Source organism: Bradyrhizobium sp. HKCCYLS3077, assembly GCF_051167555.1.
Taxonomy (GTDB): domain Bacteria; phylum Pseudomonadota; class Alphaproteobacteria; order Rhizobiales; family Xanthobacteraceae; genus Bradyrhizobium.
In genome coordinates this window covers 489,950-505,849 of the sequence record NZ_JBNPTH010000001.1, presented here as the reverse complement: position 1 = coordinate 505,849, position 15,900 = coordinate 489,950, and the positions used below count along the sequence as shown (strand labels likewise).

The following is a 15,900-nucleotide window of genomic DNA, read 5'->3' as shown; positions in this document are numbered from 1 at the left end:
ATCATTCCGCCGCCGGCGAGATCGCCGCGGGCGGCGGCGGCTTGTGGTCATGACCCGCTGCCGCGTGGTCCGCCTCGTCGGTGGCGTCGCCGGAGGAGACGACCAGCTTGCGGCCGAGCCGCGCGAACACGGATCCGACGTCGTCCATCACCAGGAACATCGCCGGCACGAACAGCAGCGACAGCACGGTCGAGAACACGAGGCCACCGATCACCGCGAGCGCCATCGGCGAGCGGAATTCGCCGCCGGCGCCGACCGCGAGCGCGCTCGGCATCATGCCGGCGACCATCGCGATCGTGGTCATCACGATCGGCCGCGCGCGCTTCATGCCGGCGTCGATGATCGCCTCGTCGCGCCTGACACCCGCATGGATCGCCTCGATCGCGAACTCGACCAGCATGATCGCGTTCTTGGTGACGATGCCCATCAGCATCATCATGCCGATATAGACGGGGATCGTGAGCTGCTTGCCGGTCAGCATCAGCGCGGCGATGGCACCACCGATCGAAAGCGGCAGAGAGAACAGGATCGTGATCGGCTGCAGGAAGGTGCCGAACAGCAGCACCAGCACCGCATAGACGATCATCAGGCCGGCCGTGATCGCCGTGATGAAGCCGGAGGCCAGCTCGTTCAGGCTCTCGGCGTCGTCGGATGGGATCAGCTTGACGCTCGCCGGCATGGTCTTTCGCACCGGCAGCTCGTCGATCAGCTTGGTGGCATCGCCGAGCGCGGCCAGACCGACGAGATCGGCGGAGACCGTCGCCTGGCGGCCGCGATCGTAACGGCTGATGCTGGTCGGCCCCTGATCGAGCTTGATGTCGGCGACCACCGCCAGCGGCACGCCACCCTTTTCGCCGAACTGGCCGAGCGGCACGCGCAATTGTTCGAGGATCTTCACGTCGCTGCGCGCGGCGTCCTCCAACTGCACCCGGATCGGCACCAAGCGGCCGCCGACGTCGTATTTCGCCAGCGCCGGCCCGACGTCGCCGATGGTGGCGACGCGGATGGTCTGCGACAGGCTCTCGGTGGACACACCGAGACGTGCGGCGAGATCGGCGCGCGGCTGCACCCGCAGCTCCGGCCGGTCGAGCGAGGTGTCGGAGACGACGTTGGAGATGATCGGAATCCGCCGCATCTGGGAGGCCAGCTCGCTCGCGACATTGTCGACCAGCTTGGGATCGGTGCCGGTCAAGACCAGCTTGATCGGGCGCAGGCCGTTCTCATCCGTGAACCAGAACCGGATGTCGGGAATGGTCTCGAGCTCCTTGGAGATCGCGAGCTCGAGTTCCTTCTGCGTGATCTTGCGCTCGGTCTTGGGCGTGTAGTTGACGATCATGCCGGCGCGGCGGACCTCCATCGCGCCCTGCAGCCGGCCGCCGTCGACGAATACGCTGCGCACCTCCGGCCGCTTGCGCAGCCGCGCCACGATCTCCTCGGTGACCTTCTCCGTATAGGCGAGCTGCGCGCCCGGCGGCAGCTCGATCGCGAGCAGCGATCGCGCGGCGTCCTGGGCCGGCAGGAAGCCTTTCGACAGCAGCGTCGTGCTCCAGATCGACGCCGCGAAGATGCCGACGCCGAGCAGGATCGTGATGTAATAGTGCTTCACCGACCACGTCACGATGCGATGATAGGCGCGCAGGATGAAGCCCGGCGGCGGATCCTCGTGGTCGTGATGCTTCATGAAATAGGCCGCCAGCATCGGCGTCACGAAGCGTGCGGCCAGGAGCGAGAAGAAAACCTGCACCGAGACGGTGATGCCGAACTGCTTGAAGAACTGGCCGGCGATGCCGGACATGAAGCTCGCCGGCGCGAAGATCGCGATGATGGTGAGGCTGATGGCGATCACCGCGAGTCCGATCTCGTCGGCGGCGTCGAGCGCCGCGCGATAGGGCGACTTGCCCATGCGCATGTGGCGCACGATGTTCTCGATCTCAACGATCGCGTCGTCGACGAGAATGCCGGTCGACAGCGTGATGGCGAGGAACGAGACCATGTTCAGCGAGAAGCCGAGGATGTCCATCGCCCAGAACGCCGGGAAGATCGACAGCGGCAGCGAGATCGCCGCGATGATCGTCGCCCGGAGATCGCGCAGGAACAAGAGCACGATGATGACGGCGAGGATCGCGCCCTCGAACAGGGTCGAGATCGCCGCGTCGTAATTGCCCTTGGTGAACTCGACCGACGTATCGATCAGCTTCAGCTCGACATCGGGATGCGCGGCCTTCACCTGGTCGATGCGCTTCTGCACGGCGGCTGCGACGACCACGTCGCTGGCGCCCTTGGCACGCTTGATGCCGAGCGCCACCACCGGCTCGCCGTTGAAGCGCGCGAAGGTGCGGCGGTCGGCGATGGTGTCGGTGACCGTGCCGAGATCGGCGAGCCGGACCTCGCCGCCGCCGAACAGCGGGATCATCGTGTTCGAGAGCTCGTTGAGCGTCTTGGCACCGGCGAGCGTGCGGATCGCCTGGTCGTTCTTGCCGATCTCGGCGCGGCCGCCGGCGACGTCGACATTGGTGCCGCGCAGGCTCTGGCTGACATTGACGGCGGTGAGGCCCATCGCCTGCAGCCGGTCGGGATCGAGCGAGACCAGGATCTCGCGCTCGACACCGCCGATGCGCTCGACCTGGCTGACGCCGCGCACGCCCTGCAGCTCGCGCTTGACCACGTCGTCGACGAAGAACGACAGCTGCTCGGGCGTCTTGCCGGGCGAGATCGCGGCATAGGTGACGATCGGCAGGCCGATCTTGTCGACGCGCGAGATCAGGGGCTCGGTGACGTTCTGCGGCAGGTCCGAGCGCACCCGCGTCACGGCGTCCTTGACGTCGTTGATGGCGCGGTCGGTGTTAGTCTCCAGCGCGAAGGTGATGGTCGTGACGGAGAGACCATCGGTGATCAGCGACTGGATGTGGCGGGCGCCTTCGACGCCGGAGACGCCGTCCTCGATGATCTTGGTGACCTGGGATTCAAGCTCCGACGGCGCCGCGCCGAACTGCGCCACCGCCACCGAGATCACCGGAATGTCGGCGTTCGGCAGCCGCGTCACCGCGAGCTTGGTGAAGCTCATCCAGCCCAGCACGAGCAGGATGATCGAAAAGAGAATCGACGGCAGCGGGTTCCGGATCGACCATGCCGAGATATTCAGTGCCATCAGCGTACCCGCGTGCGATCGATGTCTTCGGCGAACATGGTCTTGATCTGGTCGCCGTCATGCAGCGAGCTGCCGGCGTCGGCCACGACGACCTCGCCCTCGGCCAGGCCTTCGAGAATTTCGGTCGAGGTATCGGACACCAGCCCGACCCGAACCTTGCGCGTCTCGACGACGTCGCCCTTCACGACCTGAATGGTGAGGTGATCGATCGCCGTGTTGGGAACGGCAACGCCGCAGCTGCGCCGCGCATCGATGTTGGCGCGCGCGAACATGCCGGGCTTCAGCGAGGGATTGCTGGTGAGCGCGATCCGGACATGGCCCAGCTGCGTGGTGCGGTCGACCTGCGGGCCGACGACGCGCAGCTTCCCGACGATGTCGGGGAGATTGTCGCGGCTGATGCGCACCGGCGCGCCGGCGCTGAGCTTCAACAGATGAATGCTGGGGACTTCGGCGTCGAGTTCCAGCTCATTGTTGACGGCGATACGGAACATCGGTCCAGCCTGCGGCGAGGCCGGGACGCCGGCGATGGTGCGCACCTCGGTGACGAGGCCCGCGGCCGGCGCGCGAAGGGACACCGGCCGGCCGGCCGCCGCGGCCGGCGCCCCCGGCTGGGGCGGCGGCGGTGTCAGCCGCGCAAGCTCCTGGTTCTCGGTGACGGTGTCGCCTTCCTTCACCAGCACGTCGGTGACGCGCGAGCCTTCCTGATCGGCGCCGACCACGGCCTCGCGGCGGGGCACGACGAAGCCGGTGACGCGCACGAGATCGGAGAAGCAGGCCTTGCCAGCCTTGGTGACCAGCACCTGCGCCTGCATGCGCGGCTCTTCAGCGGTCTGATGTCCGCGATGCTCGTACAGATAATAGCCGGCGAACAGGCCGAGGAAGACCACGCCGGTCACGGCTTGCTTGACGAGTTTGGGCAGCTTCATCGGAAAATCGATCCGGTCGGCTCGAGGTGCGGACTAGCGACAGCGTATGCGGTCACGAAGGCCGTGACGAGCATCCGACGAGACGATGCGCCCCGCAAGGTTGCGGGACGCATCTCGGCTGCTCGGTACAAGGCCACGCGACCCCCAATGGCGCTTTGCAGACGCCGACTACTTGGCGGACGCCGTCTTGCTCTGCATGTTGACGACCTGGACGCGGCGATTGACCTCGGCGAGCGGCTGGGCCGGATTTTTCAGCTTGCTCTTGCCGTAGCCGACCGTGACCAGATCGGTGCCGGCGATGCCGAACTTCTCAACCAGATAGCGCTTGATCGAGTCGGCGCGGCGCTCCGACAAATCCTGATTATAAGCATCGGCGCCCGCGGCGTCGGTATGGCCGGCGAGCACGAAGGTCGAGCCCTTCAGCTCGGCGCTGGTCAGCGCGCGGCCGAGCGCCTGCACCGAGGGCAGCGACTTCTGGCTGATATTGGCGGAGTTGTAGTCGAAGGTGATCTCGAGATCGATGTTCGGCTTGGTCTTGGCGACCGCCGCGATCTCCTCGCGCTCGGCGACCGAAAGCGAGCGGGTCGAGCGGCCGCGGATGCTCTGCAGGAACTTGTCCTGTTCCGGCGTGACGGCGGGCGCGGCGGCCGCCTCGGCCGGCGGCGCCATCGACAGCCCTCGGGTCAGCGGCTTCTTCGGCCCGGCGAGGGCGCGGACGATCTGATCCTCCGTCACATCCTCCGCGGCGGAGGCCGGCGTCAGGCCGAACGACACCACGGCGCTCAAGGCTGCAGCCACCACGAGACCCGTCAGGCCGGCGGTATGGGTCGAAATCGTCTTCGGTGCGGTCATGGCCATCCCCTGTTCACGCGAACTGATCCTGCCGGCCCCGTCGCGTAGCCCCCGCCCGCGACCCCGGCTGTTCGCTCGATATGTCGATCCGGCGTGCCGCATGGTTCGAGCCGGCAGGCCGGCGCGCGCAAGAAATCAGCGGACGCCGTAGCTTTCGAACTCGCGGTCGATGTTCGGATCCATCGCCTTGGCGTTGGCGATGTCGAGCGCGCCTTCCTGCGCGGCGCCGTTGCGCTGCTTGGCGAGGCCGCGGCCGTACAGCGACGAGGTCAGCCGCGGATTGATCTTCAGCGCCGCGTCGAAATCGGCGATCGCGTTCTTGGCCGCGCCGGACTTCAGGTTCACCAGGCCGCGGCTGTCGAGCGCGTCGACGAAATTCGGCCGCAGCCGCAGCGCCTCGTTGCAGTCGCGCAGCGCCGACTGCAGCTCGCCGACGACGGTGCGCGCCCAGCAGCGGTTGTTGAGCGCTTCGACGTCCTTCGGATTGATCCGGATGGTCTCGTCGAAATCGCGGATCGCCTGCGGATAGGCGCCCTTGCTCGCATAGACCTGGCCGCGCCGGTACAGCGCACCGGCATCCTCGGGATTGGCGGCGATCTTGGCCGTGAGGCTCTTGATCGTCGGATCTTCGGCAAACGGGTCCGGCGGCGGAACGGGCGGCGTCACCGGGGTGGTCGGCACCGTCGGCGCGACGTTGGCGATGACCGGCGAGGATGTCGGAACCGGCGTGACGGGCGGCACCGGCGGAGGCGGCGGTGTATCCACCTTCTGGACCGGAGTGGGCGTAGGCTGCGGCGACGGCACGGGGGGCAGCGGCGGCTGCGGCGTCGGCAGCGGCGGCGCCACCACGACCTGCGTCGGCGTGGGTGTGGGCGTTGGAACCGGCGGCGCGACCACATTGCTCTCGGCCGGCGGACGTCCGCCGCCGGCGCCGGGCACGAAGGAGAAGTCCTCCGCCAGCGACGACGAGATCCACGGCACCTGCTCGCTGCGCGAGGCGCGGGTGACGCCGACGCGGGTCCGGTTCAGCGTCTCCTCGGCGGTGAGATCGGGAACACGGATTTCCTTGAGCAGCTCCTGCACGAACAGGCTGCGATCGCGCCCCGTATCCGACACCACCGACGACAGCGCCGCCGAATACATCACCAGGGTGCCGCTCGGCGCGATCACCGGCGCGAGGCCGGCCGATGCGGTGCGGAAGCGCCGCTCATAGGGATTGCGCCGGGAGGCATCGAGCAGCGCGATCTTCACGCCGGCGCCGCGGCTGTTGATCTCCTGCAGCACCTGCTCGAGGCTGAAACCGTCGCGCCGCACATCGGCTTCCTGCCAGATCTGCGCATCGACCGGGATCATGTAGCTCTGCCGGCTCGACTGGATGCCGTAGCCGGAGAAGAACAGCAGCGCCACCGAACCGGGCTTGAGCTTGCCATAGAGCCGCTCGAAGCCGCGGCGCATCGCGTCGCCGGTCGCATTCTCGAGCGTCTCGACGTTGAAGCCGTCGCGCTTCAGCTCGTCGGTGAGATCGCGCGCGTCGTTGATCGGTTCCTTGAGCGGCGCATCGGCATCGGGATACTTCGCATTGCCGATCACGAGCGCAAAGCGCTCAGTGGCCGCCATGGCGGTCTCGGAGAGCGCGACGGAGAACAGCAGGCCGAGCAGCAACAGCAGGCGGAAGATCATCACGATGGCGGTCCAGCGGTCAGCAATCAGGCGCCGTCCAGCTTGCGCCGGGGCGACCATATCCCACGCGTCAGGCATTATCAAATCGCCGTGACGGCACGTCAACTGCTTGGAGCGGTTGACGAATCGTCGAGCGAGACGACCGCCCGCGTGAACCTCTTGCGAAAGCCGCGGGCCATGACACCGTCAGACCATGCCGCCGCCGAGGTCTCGCATGATGTGCGATGCCTCACACTGGGTCGCGCCAGCCGATCCGCCGGTTCGACGCGGGCGGCGATTGACCTCGCAGCGCGGCGGTGGCTCGATGCCGTCAATGCCGAAACAAGAATGAGAAGGCCGTCATGGGGAACGCCACCGAGATCTATGCCTTGCGCTATGCGACGATGTCCCAGCGCACGCTGCAGATGAATTTCCTGCAGCCCGATCCGCACGACACCGTCGCGCAGGACCTCGACTATTTCGTCTGGCTGATTCGCAGCGGCGGCCGCGACATCCTGGTCGACACCGGCTTCAACGCCGCCGAGGCCGAACTGCGCCACCGCAAACTGACGCGCAATCCGGTCGATGCGCTGGCGCTGTTCGGTGTCGACGCGAGCGCGATCCGCGACATCATCGTCACGCATCTGCACTACGATCACGCCGGCAATCTCGACCGCTTCCCCAACGCGCGCTTCCATCTGCAGGAGCGCGAGATGGCCTATGCGACGGGGCGCTGCATGTGCAACGGCCTGCTGCGCCACCCGTTCTCGGTCGAGCACGTCACCACCATGGTGCGTCATGTCTATGGCGAGCGCGTCACCTTCCATAGCGGCGACGGCGAGATCGCGCCCGGCGTCACGGTGCACCGCGTCGGCGGTCATTCCGACGGCCTGCAGGTGGTGCGGGTCGAGACCGCGCGCGGCCCGGTCGTGCTCGCCTCCGACGCCGCGCATTACTACGCCAATCTGCAGCGCCGCAGCCCGTTTCCGATCGTGCTCGACATCGGCGACATGGCGCGCGGCTGGGAGATCATCGAGCGCCTCGCGGGCCATCCCGATCGCTTCATCCCGGGACACGATCCGCTGGTGACCGAGCTCTATCCGCGCGTGAACGACGCGGCGGATGCGTATGCGCTGCACGTGCCGCCGAAGCGGTCGTTTGCGAAGTCGTAGCGGCTGCGCTCTGCTTGATCGAAGGCGATCGCGAGGAGCTCCGCCATCATTGCCACCCACCACCGTCATCCCGGACAAGCCGCGGCGCGCGCGAGCGCGGCGTGGCGCCGATCCGGGATCCATACGCCGTGGCGGTCCTGGTGAGCACGCGCTTTGAACGACACGCCTGCCCCGAACTACTCCCTGTGGTTATGGGTCCCGGCGTTCGCCGGGACGACAGCGGAGGTTGCCGAGGCCGCTCGGCAGATTACACTGTGCTTCAATTCAAGCGAGCGGGATCGCGGTCCCGCTCACCGCAGCTCCACCACGGCCTTCTTCGACAGATGCTGGCCGAGGAACGCCACGTCCCAATTGGTCAGGCGGACGCAGCCGTGGGACTCGGACTTGCCGACCTTGGAGGGCTCGGCGGTGCCGTGGATGCCGTAGCCGTTGCCGATGGAGAGGCCGATCCAATATGACCCCACCGGATTGTTCGGGCCGGGCTTGATGTCGAAGGCTTTGCGCGCCTTCACGCCCTTGAACTTGTAGTCCGGGTTGTAGCGATAGTTCGGATTGGCATCGATCGAGTCCACCTTGAAGCTGCCGACCGGGGTCGGCTTGTCGTCGCTGCCGACGGTGGCCGGGAACACCGCGACCAGCTTGCCGTCTTTGGCGAAGGCCTGCACGGTCTCGGCCTGCTTGTCGATGTCGAGCCGGGTAATCTCCGGCACGGTCTCGTCCGGCTTGAGCACGTTGGCAACAGTGATGGTCTCGCCGGCCTTGTCGAAACCGGCCTTGGGATTGAGCGCTCTTAGCAGCGCCTCGCTCATGTGGAATTTCTCGGCCAGCGCCTCGACCGGCGAGGTGTAGCCCACCCGCGGCAGGCCCTTCATGTCCTCCATGCGCTTCGGCAGCTTCTCCAGGAACGGCCCTTTCACATCGTCGCGGCTGATCGTGTAGCTGACGATCGCGGGTGCGCTGTCGCCGCGCACCAGCGCGTCCCAGACCTCCGGCGTCAGCTTCGCGTCGCCGGCCAGACCCTTGGTGCGGGCGAACGCCGCCAGCGCCTGCCGCGCATTGTCGCCGAACCGGCCGTCGATCTCGCCCGGCGACACATGCGCGCGGTCGAGCAGCACCTGGGCGCGGATCGCTACCGGGTCCATCTTCTCCTCGGAGGGCTGCCGCTTGCGCAACTCGGCGCCGTTGACGGCGTCGGCGGTGAGGTCGGCGGCGACCGCGGGCGTGATGACAGCGAGACAGAGCAGAAGCGGTATCCAGAGCCGAAGCATGCGGGTGATATCCAGGTGAAGACAGGCCAATCGTCGGCAGCGACAACGTGGCGATGACCGCAAAGTTCGGCACGGTTAAGTTCTGTCGCGCTGAACGTCGCGGGCCCCTGGCGCGACTACCGAGCAATCGGGTCGGCTGGCCCGGCGGCTGCGCGTCTGCTATTTCCGCCGTGAGCCGTTCGATGACTTGGTTTTTGGGGATCGCGTTCGCATGGGACATGCCGTCACTGCCGCCACGATGCGCCGGCTGCCTATGCTCGCCGCCAGCCTGCTGGTTCTGGTCCAGGCGGCCGCGGCCGATGACGCAGCGCCGCGCGGCGCCGCGGTCAGCGTGCTCAAGGCGACCAAGGCGTGCTTCGACAACACCGTCGAGGTGTCCGGCATGGTACTGGCGCGCGACGAGACGGCGGTGCGGCCCGACCGGCCCGGGTTGAAGGTGGCGGAGGTGCTGGTGGACGCCGGCGACACCGTCACCGCCGGGCAGAACCTGGCGCGGCTGACGCCGCCCGAGGGCGGCAGCGTCATGATCCAGGCGCCGGTCGCCGGCACCGTCCTGTCGTCGACCGCCACCATCGGCGCGTTCGCCTCGGGCCGCGGCGAGGCGCTGTTCTCGATCCTCGCCCGCAACGAATATGATTTGGTCGGGCTGGTGCCGTCAGCCCAATTGTCCAAGCTCGCGGTCAACCAGACCGCGCGCATCCGCATTGTCGGCGCCGGCGAGGTCCAGGGCAAGATCCGCCGGGTGGCGCCGACCGTCGAGCCGAACAGCCAGCTCGGCCAGGCGTTCATCGGCATCACCGGCAATGCCAAGCTGCTGGTGAACGCGTTCGGCCGCGCCGCGATCAAGATCGGCCAGAGCTGCGGCGTGTCCGTGCCGCTGACGGCCGTGCTGTACGATCCCGACGGCACCGTGGTGCAGGTGGTGCGCGCCCAGCGCATCGAGACCAAGCGCGTCGAGATCGGTCTGACGGCCGGCGGCCAGGTCGAGATCCGCGACGGCCTCGCCGAAGGCGACGTCGTCGTCGCCCGCGCCGGCGCCCTGCTGCGCGAGGGCGACCCGGTGCGTCCGGTGATGGCGAGCAATTAGGGCGGGCAAGCAACTCGGCCGGCAAGCATCAGTGGGAAGTCGAGCGGTGGCCGCAGAGGCGGTCGGCTCCCCTCCCCCTTGCGGGGAGGGGTCGGGGGTGGGGGTCCACGAATCCCGCTCGAGGTGATGAGCGCGTGTCGCCGATGAGTGCTGGCCCGACGTATAGGACCGCAGGACTCGCTAAGTTCAGCGCCCGGAGACCCCCACCCCCGACCCCTCCCCGCAAGGGGGAGGGGAGCGGACCGCCGGCGTGGAAAGAGGGTGCGGCTCACCCGGCGCTGTCAGCAGCCCAGTCGGCCTCAGCTGCCCGCGTTCGCGACCTCGGAGCCGAGGCGGATGTCCTCGACCAGGGAGGAGGACACCGCGGGGACCTGCTCGCCGTCGGAATTGCGCACGATGGCGTTGCGGGTCTTGGTGAAGACGGCTTCGGCGGTCGGGCTCTTGCCGAGCTGGTTGAGCAGCTCGCCGACCAGCGCGCTGTTCTGGCCGGTGGAATCGTCGAGCACCTTGCCCGGCGTCGCCGACGACAGGATCAGCGCATTGGCGGGCGCATTGATCGGGGCGAGGCCGTGCGAATAGGCGCGGAAGCGGCGTTCATAGGGATTGCGGCGGGCGGCGTCGATCACGACCAGCTTGGCGCGCGCGCCCTGCTCGCGGACGACGTCGAGCAGGCGCTCGATGCTGGTGCCCTCGCGGCGGACGTCCGCTTCCTTCCAGATCTTGGCGTCGACCGGGATCATGTAGCTCTCGCGTCCGGCCTGGATGGCGTAGCCGCCGAAGAACAGCATCACGACCGAATCCGGCTTGATCCGCGCCTTGAGGCGCTCGATCGCGCGCGCCATGTCGTCCTTGCTGGCGTCCTCGACGACGTCGACGTCGAAACCGTCGCGGTGCAGCGCGCCGGTCAGCGCGCGCGCGTCGTTGATCGGCTGGGCGAGCGGGGCGTTGGCGTCCGGATAGTGGCCGTTGCCGATGACGAGCGCGAGACGCGCCGCGTTGCCGTTCGACACGCGCTCGGAGGCGGCCGCCTTCGGCGACTCGAACGACCGCTTGTTCAAGGCAGCATGCGCCCCGATCGCGAGCGACACCGTGCACAGAAGCGCGGCGGCGATCACGGCCGTTCGGCGGGAGAGAGAAGGCTGCCTTGCGGTCATCACGTCAATCCTGGTCCGAGCCTGTCCATCGTGGCCAAGGGGTGAGCACCCGTGCGGGGTACGCACCCTTTGGTCGCGCGGGCGCCTCTGAGGTTTGAGGGGTTGCGAGACGATGTGTCGTCGAATTGCGCGCAATTTGCGGCGCCGCAACGAAGAAAGGCTTAACCTGATCCCGCAGCGAGGGCAACATCGGAACACCATTGACTTATCAACCACTTGGGAATTAAGGCGAATTTAACCATGACGCTGACCTCTCCAGCGCCCGGGGCCGACCTTCGGACAGCCACAATGCCGCCTGATCCCTTACCTCCGCAGTGAGCCCGGTCACGTTGTCTTTGGCCGCCCCGCATGCCAGTTTGCGTCCTGCATGCGCGTGACGGGCCGTTTGCAGGGCGTTTCGAGCAGCACAGGCCGTTCGTCCCGCCCATCCCCGTCCGCACGTGACCAGCCACGAGTGCCCGCCTTGAGTTTCCCATATTTTGCCGGCGCAGCCTGCCGCGCCCTGACGGCGCGCAAAGAGGGGCCCTCGCTGTACGAGGTGTGCGACCCGATCCTGCGTCAGCCCGGCCGTGGCGACCCGCATCTGTCGACCTTCTATCGGACCGCGCTCGGCAACCCCGCGCTGCGCACGCTGCTGCGCCGGGCCGGCCTGCCGGAACTCAACGACCCCGCCCGCCTCAATGCGCTGCGCGAGGCGCTGGTTCTGGCCCGCGACAATCCGACGCCCGATTGGGCGGAGGTCGGCCGCCCGGTCGCCGACCTCGTCGACAGCATCGCGCTGCATCACCCTGCCCCGCCGCGCCGGACCGCAGCCGTCGCCATGCCCGCGGCGGCCGAGATCGAGCGCGTCATCCGGGCCTGCGGCGCCGACCTGCTCGTCTCCTTCGGCCGCAACGGCTTCATCCCGACCTACGCCGCCTTCAACCTGATCGGCGATCCCGACATGAGGGGACGCGAGGTCACGATGGCGCTGCAGGGGCTCGACGCGCGCGGCTACAAGAACTCGACGTTGCTGTTCAACCTGGCCCGCGTCTTCATCGCCCGTTCGCCTGCGGCGGCGGTGATCAACCCGCCCTGGCGCGGCATTGCCGAGCCGATGTGGGAGCCGGTGCAGATCCGCCACCGCTCCGCCTATTACGACGCGTTCTTCACCGAGGCGCTACTGAGCTATCTCGAGACCGGCCTCGCCTCGTCAGAACAGAGCAGCGCGGCGCGCGGCGCGATTGCGGCGATGGTCGAGTTCTGCCTCAAGACCAGCCGCGAGGAAGTGCGCGGCGCCGACGGCAAGAGCTACGACGTCGTCACCGCGCTGGCGCCGCATCCGCATCCGCGGTTCTCGCGCTTCTTCACCCAGATCAAGCAGGACCTCGGCTTCGGCGTCTACGTGCCGGATTGCGACACCACGGCGTGCTCGTTCTCGGCGGCGACTCAGGCGGGTTCTGATGATCCGATCCTGAACCAGCCTCTGGTCGATTTCTACGCCGGTTATCAAGTGCGCGCCGGCAGCAACGAGCCGCGCGTGACGGTGCCGATCAACGACAACATCGACTATGAGGGCGGCGTCGCCACCTGGATCGACAGCATGGCCGGCGAACGGCCCTACGGCAACGATCTCGACCCGACCTTGAATCTCGACGTGCTCGAAGTGTCGTTCCGCAACCTCGCGCGCTGGCAGATCCTGGAGACGCAGGCGCGGCTCGACTTCATCAGGCGGATCGTCGGCTTCCAGCTGCGGCTGGTCACCAGCGGCGCCTTCGCCGATCCGCGCTCGCACATCTATTATCTGCCGGAGCTGTATTGCGCCTATTTCGGCCGCTGCTACCACGCCTTCATGGCGCTGCCGCCCGCCGCCCGGCAGGCGATCGACCCCGGCGGCGCGTTCGAACTGATCCGCCTGCGCGTGCTCGCCTATGTCGAGGACGAACTGGTCGGGCGCGAGATGAATCCGTTCGACGCGGCGCTGGCGCTGATCGCGCTCGGCCATCTCGGCGGCAACGCGGCGAGCTTCGCGCCGGCCGTGCATTGCATCGTCACGAGCTTCGGCGAAGGCGGCCGGCGGCATCCATATCGCGCGTATGAGTGGAACAAGATGAAGACCCCGACGCGAATTCTCGTCGGCGGGCCGGAGGTGACCTCGGCCTTCGTGCTGATGGGTCTGGCGCTGGCGCGGCGGGTGAACGTGCGGTGAGCCAAGCCATCAGCGGCAACGGCGGTGCGCTCCCCTCCCCCTTGCGGGGAGGGGTCGGGGGTGGGGGTCCACGAATCCCACTCTCAATGAGCCGCGCGCGCTGCTGAGCACTTCGATCGTCGAAAAGGACCGTCAAAAAGCTAGTCTGAATGTCGCATGACAGCTGAGCTCAACGCCCGGAGACCCCCACCCCCGCCCCCTCCCCGCAAGGGGGAGGGGAGCGCACCGCCGCCGTGGTGATGACTGAATTCCTCATGCCTGACGGCCTCGCATCGCGCGAAGTTGAGCAAATCAGCCAATCACCGCGCTGGAACGGCCGGGCGATCCGCCGCACAATTGGAGATATTGCCCATCTCAAGGACGACCCGCGCCCGTTCATGTCGATGAAACCCGCTTTGCTCGCGCTGCTCCTGCTGCTTCCCACCGTCGCGTCCGCCGCCGACATCACCGGCATCGCCAAGGTCCGCGAGGCCGACAGCGTGATGATCGGCACCACCCGCGTCCGGCTCGGCGGCATCGACGCGCCGTCGGTGGATCAGCTCTGCCTGAACAAGGATGGCGAGCGCTGGACGTGTGGCGTGGCCGCACGCGACGAGCTCATCAAGCATGCCGACGGCAAGAGCTGGGTGTGCCACCCGCGCTCGATCGACCGCCGGGGACGCCAAGTGGCGCGCTGCGACGTCGACGGCGAGGACATCCAGAAATGGCTGGTGCAGCACGGCTGGGCGCTGGCCTATCGCACCCTCTCGCACGACTACGAGCCCGATGAGGCCGAGGCGCGCGCCGCCAAGGCCGGGATGTGGCAGGGCGCGTTCATCGCGCCGTGGGACTGGCGGGTGCGCAACAAGAAGACCACGATCCTCGGCGCGACGAAGCCGCCGGATGGTGCCAAGGCCATCCTGCTCGCCTCGGCCTCCGGGCCCGTGGCGCCGTCGCCCGACTGCACCATCAAGGGTAACGTCAACGGCGCCGGCGAGTGCATCTATCACACGCCCACGAGTCGCTGGTACGCGCAGATCAAGATGCGCGTCGCCAAGGGTACGCGCTGGTTCTGCTCGGTCGAGGAGGCCGAGGCCGCCGGCTGCCGCGAGACCAGGCGCTAGGCCGGACGGCCCCGGCATGCCAGCCTCCCGGCTTCTCCGGCTTTTCTTATGCCGCGGCGCCCCCTAAAACGGTTTCAGGCTCCGCGTGTGAGAGCCCGCCACCCCAATCGCAAGACCACATCGCCCAAATCACTTCGCCTGAGGACACTGACAATGACCGTTCGCGCGGGCCGGGAGTTTCTGGCCATCCCGGGACCCACCACGATGCCCGACGAGGTGCTGCAGGCGATGCACCGCCCGGCGCTCGACATCTACTCCAAGCAGATGGTGGAGCTGACCGACGGCATCATGTCGGATCTCGGCCGTCTCTTTGCTACCAAGGGCAAGACCTACATCTACATCGCCAACGGTCACGGCGCCTGGGAGGCCGTGCTCTCCAACGTGCTGTCGCGCGGCGACAAGGTGCTGGTGCTCGAAAGCGGCCGCTTCGCGATCGGCTGGGGCAATGCGGCGAAAGCGATGGGTGCCGAGGTCGAGGTGCTCCGCGGCGACTGGCGCCGCGCGGTGCGTCCGGCCGAGGTCGAGGCCCGGCTGCGCGCCGACAAGGAGCACACCATCAAGGCGATCGTGGTGGCGCAGATCGACACCGCATCGGGCGTCGTCAACGACGTCGAGGCGATCGGCCGCGCCGTCAAGGCCTCGGGCCACCCTGCCCTCTACATGGTCGACACCGTGGCCTCGCTCGGCTGCATGCCGTTCGAGATGGATGCATGGCACATTGACGTCGCGATGTCCGGCTCGCAGAAGGGCCTAATGACGCCGCCCGGCCTCGGCTTTGTCGCCGCCAACGACCGTGCGCTGGAAGCGCACAAGCGCGCCAATCTGCGCACGCCCTATTGGGACTGGAGCGAGCGCGAGGGCGCCGAGCATTATCGCAAATATGGCGGCACGGCGCCGGTACATCTGCTGTTCGCTCTGCGCCAGGCGATGGACATGCTGTTCGCCGAAGGGCTGCCGCACGCCTTCCGCCGCCATCAGCTGCTCGCCGAGGCGGTGCGCCGCGCGGTGGCGAAGTGGAGCGAAGGCCAGGTGATCGGCTTCAACATCGAAGACGCTGCCGAGCGCTCCAACACCGTCACCACCGTGCTGGTCGGCGAGGGTTATGATCCCGCGGTGCTGCAGACCTACTGCAAGGAACAGTGTGGCGTCGTGCTCGGCACCGGGATCGGCGATCTCAGCGGCAAGGCGTTCCGCATTGCCCATATGGGCCATGTCAACGCGCCGATGGTGCTGGGCACGCTCGGCGTGATCGAAATGGCGCTGGTGGCGTTGAAGATCCCGCATGGCCGTGGCGGCCTCGATGCCGCGATTCAGTGGCTCGGCGAGAGCGTGACCGCATAAGG

The 15,900-nt window shown here is 67.6% G+C and carries 11 protein-coding genes; 5 read left to right on the top strand and 6 right to left on the bottom strand.

What is annotated here, in order from left to right; genetic code table 11:
- Position 1 precedes the first annotated feature (1 nt).
- The 4 genes from ACQR0Z_RS02210 to ACQR0Z_RS02195 form a co-directional block, all read right to left on the bottom strand.
- Entirely contained in the window at positions 2 to 3,148 is a 3,147-nt protein-coding gene (locus tag ACQR0Z_RS02210) for an efflux RND transporter permease subunit (protein ID WP_434858261.1), read from the bottom strand.
- Entirely contained in the window at positions 3,148 to 4,074 is a 927-nt protein-coding gene (locus ACQR0Z_RS02205) for an efflux RND transporter periplasmic adaptor subunit (protein WP_434858260.1), read from the bottom strand. The genes ACQR0Z_RS02210 and ACQR0Z_RS02205 overlap by 1 nt, the downstream gene beginning before the upstream one ends.
- A 168-nt stretch (positions 4,075 to 4,242) precedes the next feature.
- Positions 4,243 to 4,926, bottom strand: a complete 684-nt coding sequence (locus ACQR0Z_RS02200) for an OmpA family protein (RefSeq protein ID WP_434858259.1) — start codon at positions 4,924 to 4,926, stop codon at positions 4,243 to 4,245.
- Positions 4,927 to 5,061: 135 nt separating this feature from the next.
- A complete protein-coding gene (locus ACQR0Z_RS02195; RefSeq protein ID WP_434918001.1) occupies positions 5,062 to 6,606 on the bottom strand; it encodes a caspase family protein in 1,545 nt (514 codons plus the stop codon).
- Positions 6,607 to 6,947: 341 nt separating this feature from the next.
- Between ACQR0Z_RS02195 and ACQR0Z_RS02190 the strand changes: the two genes are divergently transcribed.
- Positions 6,948 to 7,757: an N-acyl homoserine lactonase family protein gene (locus ACQR0Z_RS02190; protein ID WP_434917547.1), complete on the top strand. Its 810-nt coding sequence runs from the start codon at positions 6,948 to 6,950 to the stop codon at positions 7,755 to 7,757.
- A 290-nt stretch (positions 7,758 to 8,047) separates the two neighbouring features.
- Here ACQR0Z_RS02190 and ACQR0Z_RS02185 read toward each other — a convergent pair whose 3' ends face one another.
- Positions 8,048 to 9,025 (bottom strand): L,D-transpeptidase family protein, encoded by a 978-nt coding sequence (locus ACQR0Z_RS02185; protein WP_434917546.1) that lies wholly within the window; start codon positions 9,023 to 9,025, stop codon positions 8,048 to 8,050.
- A 211-nt stretch (positions 9,026 to 9,236) separates the two neighbouring features.
- Between ACQR0Z_RS02185 and ACQR0Z_RS02180 the strand changes: the two genes are divergently transcribed.
- Complete coding sequence (locus ACQR0Z_RS02180) at positions 9,237 to 10,112, top strand: efflux RND transporter periplasmic adaptor subunit (protein WP_434858256.1); 876 nt, start codon at positions 9,237 to 9,239, stop codon at positions 10,110 to 10,112.
- A 299-nt stretch (positions 10,113 to 10,411) separates the two neighbouring features.
- On the opposite strand, the gene ACQR0Z_RS02175 is transcribed toward ACQR0Z_RS02180, so the two are convergent.
- Positions 10,412 to 11,266 carry a caspase family protein gene (locus tag ACQR0Z_RS02175; RefSeq protein WP_434858255.1) on the bottom strand — a complete coding sequence of 285 codons (855 nt, stop codon included), beginning with the start codon at positions 11,264 to 11,266 and terminating at the stop codon, positions 10,412 to 10,414.
- Between the two features lie 463 nt (positions 11,267 to 11,729).
- Between ACQR0Z_RS02175 and ACQR0Z_RS02170 the strand changes: the two genes are divergently transcribed.
- The 3 genes from ACQR0Z_RS02170 (at position 11,730) to ACQR0Z_RS02160 (ending at position 15,898) form a co-directional block, all read left to right on the top strand.
- The gene (locus tag ACQR0Z_RS02170; protein WP_434917545.1) at positions 11,730 to 13,454 is read left to right on the top strand and encodes a hypothetical protein; all 1,725 of its coding nucleotides are present in this window, start codon (positions 11,730 to 11,732) and stop codon (positions 13,452 to 13,454) included.
- Positions 13,455 to 13,831: 377 nt separating this feature from the next.
- Entirely contained in the window at positions 13,832 to 14,557 is a 726-nt protein-coding gene (locus ACQR0Z_RS02165) for a thermonuclease family protein (RefSeq protein WP_434858303.1), read from the top strand.
- Positions 14,558 to 14,710: 153 nt separating this feature from the next.
- Positions 14,711 to 15,898, top strand: coding sequence for a pyridoxal-phosphate-dependent aminotransferase family protein (locus tag ACQR0Z_RS02160; RefSeq protein ID WP_434876160.1), 1,188 nt, complete (start codon positions 14,711 to 14,713; stop codon positions 15,896 to 15,898).
- Positions 15,899 to 15,900 lie beyond the last annotated feature (2 nt).

Coding starts and splice junctions, on each gene's coding strand:
- ACQR0Z_RS02210 (WP_434858261.1), bottom strand. CDS start 3,148: ATGGCACTGAATATCTCGGCATGGTCGATCCGGAACCCGCTGCCGTCG.
- ACQR0Z_RS02180 (WP_434858256.1), top strand. CDS start 9,237: ATGGGACATGCCGTCACTGCCGCCACGATGCGCCGGCTGCCTATGCTC.
- ACQR0Z_RS02185 (WP_434917546.1), bottom strand. CDS start 9,025: ATGCTTCGGCTCTGGATACCGCTTCTGCTCTGTCTCGCTGTCATCACG.
- ACQR0Z_RS02165 (WP_434858303.1), top strand. CDS start 13,832: ATGTCGATGAAACCCGCTTTGCTCGCGCTGCTCCTGCTGCTTCCCACC.
- ACQR0Z_RS02200 (WP_434858259.1), bottom strand. CDS start 4,926: ATGACCGCACCGAAGACGATTTCGACCCATACCGCCGGCCTGACGGGT.
- ACQR0Z_RS02190 (WP_434917547.1), top strand. CDS start 6,948: ATGGGGAACGCCACCGAGATCTATGCCTTGCGCTATGCGACGATGTCC.
- ACQR0Z_RS02195 (WP_434918001.1), bottom strand. CDS start 6,606: ATGATCTTCCGCCTGCTGTTGCTGCTCGGCCTGCTGTTCTCCGTCGCG.
- ACQR0Z_RS02160 (WP_434876160.1), top strand. CDS start 14,711: ATGACCGTTCGCGCGGGCCGGGAGTTTCTGGCCATCCCGGGACCCACC.
- ACQR0Z_RS02205 (WP_434858260.1), bottom strand. CDS start 4,074: ATGAAGCTGCCCAAACTCGTCAAGCAAGCCGTGACCGGCGTGGTCTTC.
- ACQR0Z_RS02175 (WP_434858255.1), bottom strand. CDS start 11,266: ATGACCGCAAGGCAGCCTTCTCTCTCCCGCCGAACGGCCGTGATCGCC.